The organism is Acinetobacter puyangensis, assembly GCF_900096995.1.
GTDB lineage: Bacteria > Pseudomonadota > Gammaproteobacteria > Pseudomonadales > Moraxellaceae > Acinetobacter > Acinetobacter puyangensis.
In genome coordinates this window covers 1-15,489 of the sequence record NZ_OANT01000004.1, presented here as the reverse complement: position 1 = coordinate 15,489, position 15,489 = coordinate 1, and the positions used below count along the sequence as shown (strand labels likewise).

Genomic DNA, 15,489 nt, shown 5'->3' with positions numbered 1-15,489 from the left:
TCATAAAATCCATATAGATAATTGAAAGAATAAGAAAAAAGACTGCCCCGAGTAACAAAAGCCAAAAACATACTTCCAACACAAAACTTGCGATTTCCATTTTATCTCATCACTTTATTTTACAAATAATTACACCAATAACGTAACCATAGTCTAATTATAAACGTAAATAAAATCAAATATTACGTAACTAATAGTTAAGTAACTTATTTTGGAATAATGAAAAATGAAAAAATTCTTTTTGCGGAACGACTTACTGCCGCAATGCAAGCACGAGGATATACTGCAAAAGCTTCCGTTTTAGAACGGGAGTTTAATTTACGCTATTCTGGTAAACCTATTACTTTGCATGGGGTAAGAAAATGGCTAATTGGTGAAGCCATTCCACCCGCGGATAAATTACTCACGCTTGCCAAATGGCTCAACCTTCCACCCGAAGAACTTGCTTTCGATAAAGATATCCAAAAAGCAATTCAACAACGAGAAGCCCACTGGCAAGACGAAATTGGTTATAAAGATAAAGAAATCTTTGATGCTTTTATCAAACTTCCCGCTTCACAAAAGAAAATTGTTAGAGAGGTGATTGTGGCATTTGCCAAAGCATATCAGGCTGAAGATGACTAACTTTTATTTCTAGATCATTCTGTTAAAATAACCCAATATATTCCTACTCTTTAGCATCTTAATAAAATCAACAAGTTAATAACCATACCGAAATCTTTGGTATTACAATTTTTTTGGTCATAACTTGTTGTTATTCATTTTTAATTTTTACTTTATTTCTAGTTCACGGTGGCATACACCGCTTAGAAAACCGTCATCGTGGCTTTGATTTCTTTTTCATTGTTCACGGTGGCATACACCGCTTAGAAAAACAGGCAAAAAGTGAGGGTTTAATATGAAATGTTCACGGTGGCATACACCGCTTAGAAAAAGGACAATTGAAATTCCAAAATCAAAGCCAGGTTCACGGTGGCATACACCGCTTAGAAAGTTTAATTACTTTCAGCAACAACAACCGATGCGTTCACGGTGGCATACACCGCTTAGAAAACCCATAGAAACAGGTATTTCACGATCAACAGGTTCACGGTGGCATACACCGCTTAGAAACACCAGCAGATCGGGTGGCTCGTGCAACACAAGTTCACGGTGGCATACACCGCTTAGAAATTGGATTGTTAAAGTTTTCATATTCATATCTCGTTCACGGTGGCATACACCGCTTAGAAATTGTGACTCAAGGGATAAATAGAAATTCATAAGTTCACGGTGGCATACACCGCTTAGAAACATGAACGTCATCTCCCATTTCACGTAAAGTTGTTCACGGTGGCATACACCGCTTAGAAATACAGCGCCAGCGCTTGCAACGATAAAGTTAGGTTCACGGTGGCATACACCGCTTAGAAATAGTTTGTTTTGCATAACAACACGATGCCATTGTTCACGGTGGCATACACCGCTTAGAAAACACCAAAGAAAGAACGTGAACAGCTTTTATCGTTCACGGTGGCATACACCGCTTAGAAACATTTCTCGTTGCTTGCGTTCTTGCTGCGAAAGTTCACGGTGGCATACACCGCTTAGAAAAGTGCGAATACCACCGAATAAGATACCTTGATGTTCACGGTGGCATACACCGCTTAGAAATGTAGTGTTGCGTCTGAAATATCTTTACGTGTGTTCACGGTGGCATACACCGCTTAGAAAGTAAAGGCATTATTGCTAAGTGGGGTGATGAAGTTCACGGTGGCATACACCGCTTAGAAAATTTATTGATCGAATCTGTGGGCGACACAGTAGTTCACGGTGGCATACACCGCTTAGAAATTAAATCTTGAGTTTGTATCTCCCTTATCCATGTTCACGGTGGCATACACCGCTTAGAAATATACAAGCGGATGGACACCACAGGCTATCACGTTCACGGTGGCATACACCGCTTAGAAATTGAACGAGCGTGTTAAACGTACCCTCGTCAAGTTCACGGTGGCATACACCGCTTAGAAAAATGAATCACGCATAAATCGACGTTCCCGAAATGTTCACGGTGGCATACACCGCTTAGAAAATTAAATTCAACAGTGTCGATCGACAAGGCGAGTTCACGGTGGCATACACCGCTTAGAAAATTTATTTAATACCTATGCTATACTTAAAAATGTTCACGGTGGCATACACCGCTTAGAAAAGTAGTTCGCTACTGGGTTCTTACTTCTGTGAGTTCACGGTGGCATACACCGCTTAGAAAGCGATTTTTGAACGCTTCTGAATGTTCTACACGTTCACGGTGGCATACACCGCTTAGAAAACAAATGTGGTTCTTGGCTCTGTTGTTTGTACGTTCACGGTGGCATACACCGCTTAGAAAGGCAAGTTGGACATGATTTTGCTAAAGGTGGCGTTCACGGTGGCATACACCGCTTAGAAACTTATGGTAACTGTCATTTAATGCTGTAAAACGTTCACGGTGGCATACACCGCTTAGAAATTTTCTCTACACCGATGATGCAGGCCATTTTAGTTCACGGTGGCATACACCGCTTAGAAAACAGGCTTAATTGATCGCCTTCCTTTTTACCGGTTCACGGTGGCATACACCGCTTAGAAAATGAATCCACCATACATCGCTGTAACATTTCAGTTCACGGTGGCATACACCGCTTAGAAAGATATCTGCAAGTTGAGGATTTGCCTCCAGGAGTTCACGGTGGCATACACCGCTTAGAAAAATTTGTTCTTAACAATGCCATCAAGCAGGTTGTTCACGGTGGCATACACCGCTTAGAAATATAACGGCTATGGCGATCTGCTCGATATTGAGTTCACGGTGGCATACACCGCTTAGAAAAAGTTGAACGGCTTCGATGCATCATATTTAACGTTCACGGTGGCATACACCGCTTAGAAAAACAGCTATTTTTGCATCATCAACTAAATCATGTTCACGGTGGCATACACCGCTTAGAAATTTTCTTTTACTTTTAAATCATCACGAACATTGTTCACGGTGGCATACACCGCTTAGAAATGTAGATCAAAACCGTGTTTATAGAAATGCATGTTCACGGTGGCATACACCGCTTAGAAATTTTAAGAAAACATTTAAATGTCGGGTGCGATGTTCACGGTGGCATACACCGCTTAGAAAATCATCCCACCTCGCCATCTTTCATAAACCCAGTTCACGGTGGCATACACCGCTTAGAAAAATATCAATTTTATTTGCACCATTACTTGTAAGTTCACGGTGGCATACACCGCTTAGAAATTTAAATCATTTAAAAAACATTGATCATTTGAGTTCACGGTGGCATACACCGCTTAGAAAAGAGCAGCAGCTATGGGACGAACATGACATCGGTTCACGGTGGCATACACCGCTTAGAAAACAAATGACGACTAAATCGGTTGCATCTTGATGTTCACGGTGGCATACACCGCTTAGAAAATTAAATGCAGCAACAAGATCATCGGCATTCGGTTCACGGTGGCATACACCGCTTAGAAATGCATTTGTGATATTTGAAAACCCGGAATATTGTTCACGGTGGCATACACCGCTTAGAAAATTAAATGCAGCAACAAGATCATCGGCATTCGGTTCACGGTGGCATACACCGCTTAGAAATGCATTTGTGATATTTGAAAACCCGGAATATTGTTCACGGTGGCATACACCGCTTAGAAATTTAATTGGACACCCCAGCGGGAAACGTGCCAGTTCACGGTGGCATACACCGCTTAGAAATGTGCAATGTATGACGGTGAAGATGTCACGATGTTCACGGTGGCATACACCGCTTAGAAAAAAATCAATGGATGTGGAAGACGAAGAAAAAGGTTCACGGTGGCATACACCGCTTAGAAAAAACGGGATAAGACTCCACGACACGCTGCACAGTTCACGGTGGCATACACCGCTTAGAAATACTGACTATTTTAAAGGTTCATATCCTGCTCGTTCACGGTGGCATACACCGCTTAGAAAATTCGGATTATTTGTATCAGAAGGCGGATAATGTTCACGGTGGCATACACCGCTTAGAAATATACAACGGTAGGTCAACAAGTCATTGACGAGTTCACGGTGGCATACACCGCTTAGAAATATGGGCTTCTCTGAGCATATCTTGCTCTGATGTTCACGGTGGCATACACCGCTTAGAAATATGAATCCCGATGGTTCTTCTTATCAAACTGGTTCACGGTGGCATACACCGCTTAGAAACATCGTCTGAAACACCAGTCGGATTAACAGCAGTTCACGGTGGCATACACCGCTTAGAAATAATGCAAATCCTAGGCCTAATAATAATATCCGTTCACGGTGGCATACACCGCTTAGAAATAGCCGTACTTCGAAAATTTGGAGTTGCATCTGTTCACGGTGGCATACACCGCTTAGAAATTGTTAATCATAAGTGCTACTTAAAACATGATGTTCACGGTGGCATACACCGCTTAGAAATCGTGAAGTGGGTGATAAGGAAGTCTTGTCTAGTTCACGGTGGCATACACCGCTTAGAAAACAGAATCACCCGTGGCCGTATGCATGCCAAAGTTCACGGTGGCATACACTGCTTAAAATTTAAATCAAACAACATTCTTTAAAATATTTTGCTCACCATGTCCCTTGAACTTTAGGGTTCAAGGTTGATACAAAGTTTTTTCTGTATTATTAGAATATCAACATTGCCCTGCCAAAATAAAAAAGTGCCACATCAGGGCACTTTTTTTTGAGCATCTCTATTAACTTTGTTCTAAAGTCATGCCTGCATCGCGTGCAGCTCGAGTTCCTCCCATTAAAATCACATATTCACGCTGCTCATCAATCTGATTTAACTGTTCTGCCGCTCGAGGTGCCTTGCTTCCTCCGCCACATAGAATATAAATCGTGGCTTCAGTGGGCACTTGCTGTAAATTACTTTCGTTTAAGGTATCAATCGGATAATTGATTGCACCTTGAATATGTCCTTCGGCATAAGATTTTGGATCTCGTACATCCCAAATAACAGCACCTTCGGGAAATTCAAAGGTGGTGATTTCTTGCTTGCGGATCATTCTGCACTCCTTTGATCAAAACAGCACTTGGCAAAAATAGAAAACAACCTTAGCATCTCAATAATGTTTAGTGTTGTAAAGGTCTATATTATGCCATCGTTCGATATTGTGTCAGAACTTGAAGTTTTTGAAGTCAATCATGCTGTACAAAACACGCAAAAAGAGATTGCGACCCGTTTTGACTTCCGTGGTCAGGACGTGTCCATAGAATTAAATGAAAAAGCCAAGGAAATTAAAATTAGCACCGAAAGTGATTTCCAGTGTGAACAAGTTTATAACATGCTTGAAAATCATTTTTTTAAACGCAAGGTTGATGTTCAGGCACTCGATCCACAAAAAGCAACGGCTTCGGGTAAACATGTGATTCAGGTAATTAAGCTCAAAGACGGACTTGACGCAGATACTGCAAAAAAAATTAATAAAGCCATTAAAGAAAGCGGAATTAAAGTGCAATCTTCCATTCAGGGCGATAAGATTCGGGTCACTGATAAAAAGCGTGATACTTTACAAAGTGTAATGGCATTTTTAAAAGAGCAGCAATTCGGTCTTCCCCTGCAATTTAATAATTTTAAAGATTAACCGATTGAGGCAGACCATGACAAAGGCAAACCGTTTATTTAAGGTGGTACAGGCCACGTATAAGCTCCCCAAAGCTTTGCGTAGCACGATCTGGAGTAAGGCATTTGGTCGTATTGTCCCAATGGTGGGTACTGCCAATATCCGTTATCTTGAGGTCAGTCAGTCAAAAGTTGTGGTTCGGCTTGAAAACCAGCGCAATATGCAAAATCATATTAAAGGTGTACATGCTGCTGCCATGGCACTGCTTGCCGAAACTGCAACGGGTTTTGTCACGGGCTTAAATGTACCGGATGACCGAATTTTATTGATTAAATCCCTACATGTGGATTATCTGAAAGTGGCTAAAGGTGGCTTAATTGCCACCGCAACTTTAAGTGCCGAGCAACAACAGTTTATTCTGAATCAGGAAAAAGGCGATCTGGAAATTCCGGTGACAGTCATTGATGATTCTGGTGAATCACCGATTCAATGTCATATGGTTTGGGCATGGCTACCCAAAAAACAAAGATAGACATCATTTTCCTAGTCTAAATTTATGACGCTTCGATCTTCGAGGCGTTTTTTGTTTTGTGTAAAATTGTCCTTACAGGACACTACTCTACAACAATGTCCTTTTACGACATGATGCTGTTCAATTTGTAAGTTTTTGCCAATTACTCTGTCCATTCTCGCCAAAGTCGCAGCACATTTCTTTACCTAGAATCAAAAATAGATATATAAACGGATCTAGCATCATTGACATATTCGGTGAAATCTATCTGTTTTGATCTTCAAAAATGCAAGGGGCTAGACCTTGTTGCAGGAATAACTTAAGCAAACTTTTTTATGCTGAGGTTGATATTTTTTGTGATCTATCTTTATATTGAGAAGGTATTGATTATGGTTATTGCGACAGTCAAAAAGGCAGTTTCAGCGAAGCTTAAAGATAAAACACTTAAGCAGATCCAGATTGCAAATCAAAAATCCCCAATTCCTATTCGTCATTTTAATTTTAAATTTGATCCGGAAAAACTGGATATCAAATTTTATATGCAAAAAGAATGGGCAACAGCTTATTTTGCAGCACTGTCAATTTTTCTGACCTACGGTGAAGAACTGGTGATTGAAACAGCCCGTTATCATCGTGACATGATTAAAGATCCGGTATTAAAACAACGATTAACCAGCCTGATCGGACAGGAAGCCATTCATTCCAAATTGCATAATGAATATAACGACATCATGATTCCCAACAACATTCCGGTGCAATTTTATCGTTATCTGGCCGAACAGGTCTTTAACTATACCTTTTTAAAATTCCCCCAACCCTTAAAATTATCATTAATGGCGGGCATCGAACATTTTACTGCGGTTCTGGCACAATACATGATGGAAAATGAAAGCAATTTTTTCCATTCCGATGACGAAAAAGCCCGTGCTTTATGGATGTGGCATATGCTGGAAGAATCCGAGCATAAGGATATTGCCTATGATGTTTATCAACTGCTTTCTGCAAACTATCCATTAAGAATTTTTGGATTTTTTCTAGCATTCATTACCCTGATGATCGGGGTAGGAACCGGTGCAATGATGCTGCCCTTCCTGCGTGATCCACGTAATATGGTAAATTTAAGTTTCTGGAAAGAAGCAAGAGAAAGCTGGTCACTGCTGTTTGGCCCCAAACGAGGTGTATTTGGCAGTAGCCTACCGCATATTTTCGATTATTTACGTTTCAGCTTTCATCCCAATGATCACGATACTACGGCCTATCTGGAATATTATAAGGACAGATTATTACATCCCGAAACTGGCCTGTTAACGTCTTATTTTGTGAAAGAATTTGTGCCACCTGTCCGGGCAAGTGCATAAATGACCAATACTCTTTCTAAATAAAAATAAGGATATAAAAATATGAACTTATTTGGCAAGAAAAATAAGCTCAGCCATCACGCCTATGCTGTGGTCACAGGTGCAGGCAGCGGCATTGGTCGTAGCTTTGCACTACAACTGGCAAACCGTGGCGGTACAGTCATTTGTGCCGATATTGATTTAAATGCTGCTAACGACACCGTACAGCAAATTGAATCTCTGGGCGCAACCGCTTATGCCTATCAATGCGATGTGGCACAGGCTGATCAAGTACAAGCGCTAGCCGATCAGGCAGAACAAATCATGGGGCATCCGGTCACACTGGTGATCAATAATGCCGGTGTCGGTTTAGGCGGCAAATTTGAAGAAATGCGTTTGGAAGATTGGCATTGGTGTTTGAATATCAACTTATGGGGCGTGATTCATGGCTGTCACGCCTTTGTGCCCCAGCTCAAGAAAAATGGTTTTGGTGGCATTATTAATGTCGGTTCTGCGGCTTCTTATACTGCTGCGCCAGAAATGAGTGTGTATAACGTCAGTAAAGCAGGCGTAATGGCCCTGTCCGAAACATTGGCGGCAGAATTAAAGAAATATCAGATTCGAGTCAATGTGCTTTGTCCAACGCTTGTACCCACCAATATCATCAAGAATGGGCGGATTCCAGGACGCTATTCCAAATTGGCAGATCATGCCTTAATGAATTATGCCTTTACCACCAGTGATGCAGTCGCCAAACTCACTTTAGACCGCCTCGACAAAGGTGAGCTTTATACCATTCCACAAATAGATGCAAAATTATTTTGGTCGATGAAACGAACATCCCCAACATTTTATAACAAATTCCTTGGTTTCTCTTATCAGTTTTTTAAGTAATTCTTCAGGTAGATGACGATGACAACACGCAAAAAAGACAACCCCGCGCCCTCTCAAATTTATGATACGTTTATTGTTGGCGCAGGAATCTCCGGTATTGCCGCCGCATATCGTTTGGATCAGGCAAATCTATCTCACTACAAAATCATTGAAAAAGCGGATCGTGTTGGCGGAACATGGCGTGACAATACTTATCCGGGCTGTGGTTGTGATGTACCTTCTGCATTATATTCCTATTCTTTTGCGCCCAATGCAAAATGGCAGCACTTATTTGCGAGGCAACCAGAAATTCTAAATTATCTGGAGCATGTCAGCCGTCAGTTTAATATTCAGGATAAAATCGTCTTTAATACCGAACTACTTGATGCCAAATGGAATGAACAACTGGCCTTATGGGAATTAAAAACCAGTACAGGTGATTATCAGGCAAAAACTGTGATTTTTGCGACCGGACCAATTACCGAAGCACAAATTCCAAAATTAGAAGGTCTTGATACCTTTAGCGGCGAGATGTTCCATTCTGCACGCTGGAATCATAATTATGATCTAACGGACAAACGTATTGCAGTGATCGGTACAGGCGCATCCGCCATTCAATTTATTCCACAAATCCAGCCCAAAGCCAAAGCATTGTATGTCTTCCAGCGTACTGCACCATGGGTAGTGCCAAAGCCGGATCTACCACTGGGTGAGTTTAGTCAGTCCATGATTGCCAAGTATCCGGCCTTACAGCATAACTGGCGCAAAACAGTGGCACGCTCACTGAATGCCATTAATTTTGGATTACGGCATCCGATATTTTTAAAGCCGGTTAATCAATTGTTTAAACAAGTATTGAAATATCAAATTAATGATCCACAACTGTTAAAAGATGTCACACCCAACTTTACCATTGGCTGTAAGCGTTTATTGTTTGCAAACAACTATTACCCGGCACTGCAAGCAGAAAATACTACGTTGATTCCTCATGGTCTGGTTAAAGTTGAAAATAATGTAGTGATTGCAGCCAATGGTGAACGTCATGAAGTCGATGTCATCATCTGGGGTACAGGATTTGATGTATCACATCCCCCGATTGGCAAACGTGTCCGAGATGAAAAAGGTGAAATTCTGGCAGATCGCTGGAAAAACAGTTCTCCGGAAGCATATCTAGGCACAAGCCTTGCACATGTTCCCAATGCCTTTTTAATTTTGGGACCGAATGTATTGGTCTATGATTCATTTATCGGACTTGCAGAAGCCCAGCTTGATTATATTGTTGATGGTTTAACCCAGATGAAACAGCAAGCCATACGCAAGTTCACCATCAAGGCTGATGTGCTTGCCAAAGATAATCAGCTGATCCAGCAACATCTGCAAAGCACCGTGTTTAATAGTGGTGGCTGTAAAAGCTATTATCTGGATCAAAACGGGCGTAATTTTGCTGCGTGGCCGTGGTCATTAAAAACCCTGAAACAGCGTTTGTCCAAGCTTAACTTCGATGATTATGATGTGATCTATCAAAAAGATGGCAAAACGCAAAAAGATCAAACGCTACAAATTGCCTCTTAAACTGTAGGCAAAACGCCTGTTTCAGCACATACAAAATGAAACAGGCGCAATCTTAATAAATAAAAATCCACAGATAAAAATTTAATTAATTTGATATTCAGCTTTGACATCGTCCGGAATTTGACGTTTTTTGCCGTCAGCATCAACTGCAACAAAAGTAAAAATGCCTTCAGTCACTTTTTGGGGAAATTCACGCTGATTACTCTTACTCCACACCTCAATATGGACCTGCATAGAGCTATTACCCACCTTCACAATCTCGGTATAACAGGAAATCACATCCCCTATCTTCACCGGAACCATAAAAGTCATTTCATGAATTGAAATCGTTGCACAACGCCCACGACTGATACGTTCTGAATGAATGGCACCCGCCAGATCCATTTGTGATACCAGCCATCCACCAAAAATATCTCCGCTCCAGTTGGCATCTGCTGGCATGGCAATCGTCTGTAAAGAAAGATTACCTCTTGGCTCTGCGACCATATGAACTCCTACTTCTGAATCTTATGTTGATGTAGCCATGATTCTAACTGTGTCGCATTCATTGCACCAGCAATTCGACCAAGCTGAGTCGTCTGTTTGAATAAAATTAAGCTCGGAATGCTGCGAATTTGAAAAAATTGACTGAGTTTTGGAGAAACTTCTGTATCCACCTTGGCAAACTGCACCGTTTTATATTGTGCAGCCAAACGTTCAAATACCGGTGCCATTGCCTTACACGGACCGCACCATTCCGCCCAGAAATCAACAAATACCGGGATTTCAGTATTCGGGACAAAATGCATAAAGTTATCATCATTGAGTGCAATTGGATGCGCCGACCATAAATCCTGATCACATTGCCCACATTGTGCTTCTGCAACAGGCACATCAGCGGGCAAATTATTTTTTTTCATACAATGCGGACATACAACAATCATGACTCAACTCCTATATGTTGATGCAGAAAATCAATCTGCATTGAAATATTTTTTTCAAACCATTGCCCATGATACACATCAAAATGTCCCACCGGAAACTCATGATACTGTACAAATGGTGCAAGATTGGTAACACATAAGCGCGTTATCTCTATAGGCACGATTTGATCCTGCGTTGCCGCAAGTAAACATACAGGCACCGTAATTTTACGTACGGCTAATATTGGTCGATAACGTGACAAGCTAAACATGATACGTGCCGGAATTTCTTCGATACGTTCCACATGCTGTGGCACAATACTTAAAAAGCCAGAATAGCTATCTGGAGAAGCAAAACAACGAATACCAGACTCGGCAATCACTGCAATGGTATGCGGCTCCAATCCCAATTGCTTGCTCATAAAATCTTTTGCCACAATTCTGGACAATCGGGTTAAATATTTTTTGGGATAAATCTTGAGACTTTCTTGACCATCGATATAGGGAACCTGCGTAATCACAGCCTGTACATATTTACACTGTGGTGCAAGACTCAGTACATGTCCACCACTTAATGAAGTGCCCCATAAAACCACTTTTCTGGTATTAATATCCCGTCGTTTTTGTAATTGTAATAATACATTTTCCCAATCCTGTAACTGCTGCCGAATCGACACCAGCCCTCTGGGCTTGCCTGTACTCCCACCAAAATTTCGATAATCAAACACCACAACCGCATAACCTGCCTGTGCAAATCGTTTGGCAAAAACCGCTAAACCAAAACTTCGCTCTGCGGCCAAACCATGTGCCATCACAATCACAGCAGGTGTTTTTAATAATTTGGGTCGATAAAAATCGGCAGCGATAATTTCCTGTTCACTTTGAAAATATAAAGGCTCTATCGTATAACTAAACACTTAAGCACTTCCTTTATCTTAATTTTTATTACCAAAAAATTTATCAACTGCTATAAAAATCCATCTTTATAAAGCAGATTGTAGTGTTATCATACCCTTATTAAATGTACGATTAAAGGAAATTATGATGGAACAACATGTTGGATTTGCAGGTCAAATTTCGCCAGAACAAATTCCGCAAGTGGTTGAAAAAGGCTTTAAATCTGTAATTAATAATCGCCCAGACCTAGAAGGTGGTGCGGAACAACCCACCTCTGCACAAATTGAAGAAGCTGCACGTGAAGCTGGCTTGGATTATGTCTATCAACCGGTTGTTTCAGGCCAGATCACCGAACTTGATGTCCGAACTTTTGCCAATCATTTTAATGAACTACCCAAGCCCATTTTAATGTTCTGCCGTACCGGCAATCGTTCCAACAATTTATATCAATTGGCAAAACAAATGGATTTGCTGGACGACTGATCAAAATTACTCATACAAAAATAAACAGCACAAATCTATAAAAACAATTTGTGCTGCCCTATGATTTTGCTTTATTTTCTTGGTCAAAAATCAAATGTTAAAATTCCTCCTGATTAGCCTGTGTATTGTTTCTATTGCTGGCTGTAATTCTATGCAAATTCGCCCTACAGCGACTGTCAGTGTTGGTACAGCATTATAATAAGAATAAAAAAACAGCACCGAAGTGCTGTTCTATTAATTATTTCTATTTATAGTTTACATATTCATTCGATATTTTTCCATTCGGAGCCACTATCTCCAACAGCACATCCTGTTAGTTTATATGCATAGTATGTACTTGTTGATATTAAAACATAAAGGATCTTTACGATTGAAGGTAATTCCAATAGTTGCATTACCAATCACATTAGTTACAATAACCATCACTTGTGCTAAATGCCATGTTATCAGCGGAAAACTTAACCAAGGCACTACTCGCATTTTTGCTGTTACTGCATAGAATCTTAATAACTATATTGCCCCTGCTATCTGCCAACGTAATACTCGAAACATTTACCGAAGAGCTTGTTGATCCGGTATAGTAAGCCTGATAAATTTTTATAATAATCGCCAACTGCTTAAGTTAGTACAGTCACCAATGCTGTAATTTTTAAAATCTTTCTATCTACCATCTTTTACCCCAATATTTCCTTCAATTAAATAAATAGTCCATTTTTTTAGATCTCTTTAACAATTCCGCTAAGATATTAATCTTTAATTACAAACTATAATATTATAAGTAATTAAACTATTTTTTTAAGCATAAATTCAGTCAAGATAATATCATTCTATAAAGGAATTAAAATATGAGTTTTAATATGTACGACATCATCATCATTGGTGCAGGAACAGCCGGTATCAGTGCCTATAAGGCCGCTATAAAACATACTCAAAACATTTTAATTATCAATGATGGTGCTTGGGATACCACTTGTGCCCGGGTAGGCTGTATGCCTAGCAAGGTTATGATATCAACAGCCAATCGTCTTTATGATGCAGAGCATGCAAACCAAGTCGGTCTGCATTTAAAGATTCAGGCTGATACAACTTCAGTCATGACACATTTACGTACATTAAGAGATCGTTTTACCGCAGCAACACTAAAAGAAGTAAATAACTGGGATGAACAACATAAAATTTCTGGAAAAGCCAGTTTTATCAATCAAAATACAATCGAGGTGAATGGGAAACAATATCAAGCCAAGAGTTTTATTCTTGCAGTCGGTTCCACACCAAATTTCGATCAGGACTGGAAAAAACAGTTAAAACATCACTTAATCACGACTGATCAAATTTTCGAACTTGAAACATTACCGCAATCTATTGCCGTGATCGGAAGTGGAGTTATCGCCATTGAGTTGGCTCAAGCCTTTCATCGTCTAGGAGTAAAAACCACAATCTTTGCACGAAGTCATAAAGTTGGATCACTATCATCACCAGATTTACAGCAACTCGCCCAACAAGAGTTAGGGCAGGAACTAAATATCCTGTTTGAAACATTACCTCAGCATGTAGCGCTTGAGCATGATCAGGTTAAAATTCAATATCGTATTGACCAAGAACCCAAAACATTGCATGTGGATTATGTGTTAAGTGCTACAGGTCGTTCTTCCTTGTTAAACACTCTGCATCTGCAAAAAATTAATCCAGCCTTTAAAGATATTAAAGATCTGCCTCTTAACACTCGCACCAAACAGTTAGCAGATTTACCTATTTTTATTGTGGGAGATGCACTCACCCAAACGCCTTTACAACATGAAGCCGCACATGAAGGAAAAATGGCTGTACATAACTGTTTACATTATCCACATCTTGAAAATATCAAAACCCTTACACCTTTAAGTATCGTCTTTAGCGCTCCCGAAATGGCCATTGTAGGGCAGTCTTATCAACAACTTAAAAAAGAGAATAAAGATTTTGTCATTGGCTTTGTTTCTTATGAGAAACAAGGACGTGCGTTGGTACTTGGCAAAAATAAAGGAGGAATAGAAGTTTATATTGATCGTGTAACTCAAAAATTACTCGGGGCAGAACTATTTGTGGAACATGCTGAACATCTAGCCCATTTACTCAGCTGGATGATCAGTGAAGAAGCCACTTTATCTGATTTATTAGCACAACCCTATTATCATCCAACTTTAGAAGAAGGATTAAGAACTGCTTTTAAACATGCGCGACGACAATTATAGAGATCTAAAACAAACTATTATATATAACTATTCAACCTTATCGATACGGTCTATCAGTTCTGAAATAGTCGGCCACCAAACATCGATATTAAGCAAATCCATATGCCAACGACTAGGCAAAACTGTAACAGAAACCTTTTCGCCAACATTCGGATATTTTATTAGAAGTTTTTCTTTAAACCGGATAACACCATCTATAGGGATATGATTATCTAACTCACCTGAAATAAAATTGATCTGAGGAGCATGTTCATATTGATTTAAATGAGTCAATGGATCAAGATGATTATAGAAAAATTGTGCATAAATATCTGGTTTACCTGGATGTAATAATTTTTTAGCATCCATAGCATCATGCATTCCAGGGCGTTTCCAATCAGGCGTCGAACCTATTGCAAAAACATTGGAAATTCTGGTATCTAGACCAGCAACTGTGACAGCGATATCCCCGCCCATAGATAGACCACTGATGTTTACTGGCAAGGTTGATCCGAACTCGGCAAGCCCCCAGTCAATCACCCGAGATACATCAAGTGCTGTCAGCCCTAAGATTGGCCACATATTTTTATAAAAAGTTGCAAAAATACGAGTAAAAAGTTGTTCTTGGGTTTCTTGACTACGCTCACCGTGTTGCCACGCATCCATGCTAATAGCGACAAAGCCCTTTTGGCAAATACGATCAAGAATCGGCTTTGTCTGTTCTTTTGTTTGACCAAGTGCATGAAGATGTAAAAATAAACCATGAATTTTCCTATTAGGTATCCTCACAATAATTGGAATATTATCAATTATTAATGTTAATTCATCTGACACTGGACTATTATTCATCATTCTATTCTTGCCTGTTATTTTCACTTGATCACTAAGTTATATCTCATATGACTTGGCTATTATAGAAGAACTGGAACGCTAATTACGGTCTCTCTTAAATAAAAGCCGAATCTAAGCCAATCTCATTTTTCCCCCCATAAAAAAACCCCCAAGCATCAGCTTGGGGGTTTTGAATTAATGAGCTGGCGATGACTTACTCTCACATGGGTAACCCCACACTACCATCAGCG

At 40.1% G+C, this 15,489-nt stretch carries 13 protein-coding genes and 1 CRISPR repeat array; of the genes, 8 read left to right on the top strand and 5 right to left on the bottom strand.

Annotation, left to right across the window (positions count from 1 at the left end):
• The first annotated feature begins 219 nt into the window (after window positions 1-219).
• The gene (locus tag CRO21_RS08525; protein WP_097078913.1) at window positions 220-624 is read left to right on the top strand and encodes a DNA-binding protein; all 405 of its coding nucleotides are present in this window, start codon (window positions 220-222) and stop codon (window positions 622-624) included.
• Window positions 625-785: 161 nt separating this feature from the next.
• Window positions 786-4,594: a CRISPR direct-repeat array (repeat unit 28 nt; unit sequence GTTCACGGTGGCATACACCGCTTAGAAA).
• A 161-nt stretch (window positions 4,595-4,755) separates the two neighbouring features.
• Here CRO21_RS08525 and CRO21_RS08520 read toward each other — a convergent pair.
• Window positions 4,756-5,067: a rhodanese-like domain-containing protein gene (locus tag CRO21_RS08520; protein ID WP_097078912.1), complete on the bottom strand. Its 312-nt coding sequence runs from the start codon at window positions 5,065-5,067 to the stop codon at window positions 4,756-4,758.
• Between the two features lie 90 nt (window positions 5,068-5,157).
• On the opposite strand from CRO21_RS08520, the gene CRO21_RS08515 reads away from it, so the two are divergent.
• From CRO21_RS08515 to CRO21_RS08495, 5 genes are all read left to right on the top strand, one after another.
• Entirely contained in the window at window positions 5,158-5,646 is a 489-nt protein-coding gene (locus CRO21_RS08515) for a YajQ family cyclic di-GMP-binding protein (RefSeq protein WP_087621862.1), read from the top strand.
• A 16-nt stretch (window positions 5,647-5,662) separates the two neighbouring features.
• Window positions 5,663-6,157, top strand: a complete 495-nt coding sequence (locus tag CRO21_RS08510) for a DUF4442 domain-containing protein (protein WP_097078911.1) — start codon at window positions 5,663-5,665, stop codon at window positions 6,155-6,157.
• Between the two features lie 368 nt (window positions 6,158-6,525).
• Window positions 6,526-7,494 (top strand): metal-dependent hydrolase, encoded by a 969-nt coding sequence (locus tag CRO21_RS08505; protein ID WP_097078910.1) that lies wholly within the window; start codon window positions 6,526-6,528, stop codon window positions 7,492-7,494.
• A 42-nt stretch (window positions 7,495-7,536) separates the two neighbouring features.
• Window positions 7,537-8,367: an SDR family NAD(P)-dependent oxidoreductase gene (locus CRO21_RS08500; RefSeq protein WP_097078909.1), complete on the top strand. Its 831-nt coding sequence runs from the start codon at window positions 7,537-7,539 to the stop codon at window positions 8,365-8,367.
• An 18-nt stretch (window positions 8,368-8,385) separates the two neighbouring features.
• Window positions 8,386-9,918, top strand: a complete 1,533-nt coding sequence (locus CRO21_RS08495) for a flavin-containing monooxygenase (protein WP_228150402.1) — start codon at window positions 8,386-8,388, stop codon at window positions 9,916-9,918.
• 81 nt (window positions 9,919-9,999) lie between these two features.
• Here the strand turns inward: CRO21_RS08495 and CRO21_RS08490 are convergent, their stop codons facing one another.
• Genes CRO21_RS08490 through CRO21_RS08480 form a run of 3 tightly spaced genes read right to left on the bottom strand, consistent with a single transcriptional unit; the run spans window position 10,000 to window position 11,737 of the window.
• Window positions 10,000-10,404 (bottom strand): acyl-CoA thioesterase, encoded by a 405-nt coding sequence (locus CRO21_RS08490; RefSeq protein ID WP_097078907.1) that lies wholly within the window; start codon window positions 10,402-10,404, stop codon window positions 10,000-10,002.
• Between the two features lie 8 nt (window positions 10,405-10,412).
• Window positions 10,413-10,841, bottom strand: coding sequence for a thioredoxin TrxC (trxC, locus tag CRO21_RS08485; protein WP_087621842.1), 429 nt, complete (start codon window positions 10,839-10,841; stop codon window positions 10,413-10,415).
• Window positions 10,838-11,737, bottom strand: coding sequence for an alpha/beta hydrolase (locus CRO21_RS08480; RefSeq protein WP_097078906.1), 900 nt, complete (start codon window positions 11,735-11,737; stop codon window positions 10,838-10,840). The genes trxC and CRO21_RS08480 overlap by 4 nt, the downstream gene beginning before the upstream one ends.
• Window positions 11,738-11,864: 127 nt before the next feature.
• On the opposite strand from CRO21_RS08480, the gene CRO21_RS08475 reads away from it, so the two are divergent.
• The gene (locus CRO21_RS08475; RefSeq protein ID WP_097078905.1) at window positions 11,865-12,200 is read left to right on the top strand and encodes a protein tyrosine phosphatase family protein; all 336 of its coding nucleotides are present in this window, start codon (window positions 11,865-11,867) and stop codon (window positions 12,198-12,200) included.
• An 857-nt stretch (window positions 12,201-13,057) separates the two neighbouring features.
• Complete coding sequence (locus CRO21_RS08470; RefSeq protein WP_097079208.1) at window positions 13,058-14,428, top strand: dihydrolipoyl dehydrogenase; 1,371 nt, start codon at window positions 13,058-13,060, stop codon at window positions 14,426-14,428.
• Window positions 14,429-14,455: 27 nt separating this feature from the next.
• Here CRO21_RS08470 and CRO21_RS08465 read toward each other — a convergent pair whose 3' ends face one another.
• Window positions 14,456-15,256 (bottom strand): alpha/beta hydrolase family protein, encoded by an 801-nt coding sequence (locus tag CRO21_RS08465; RefSeq protein ID WP_141398126.1) that lies wholly within the window; start codon window positions 15,254-15,256, stop codon window positions 14,456-14,458.
• Window positions 15,257-15,489: the final 233 nt, after the last annotated feature.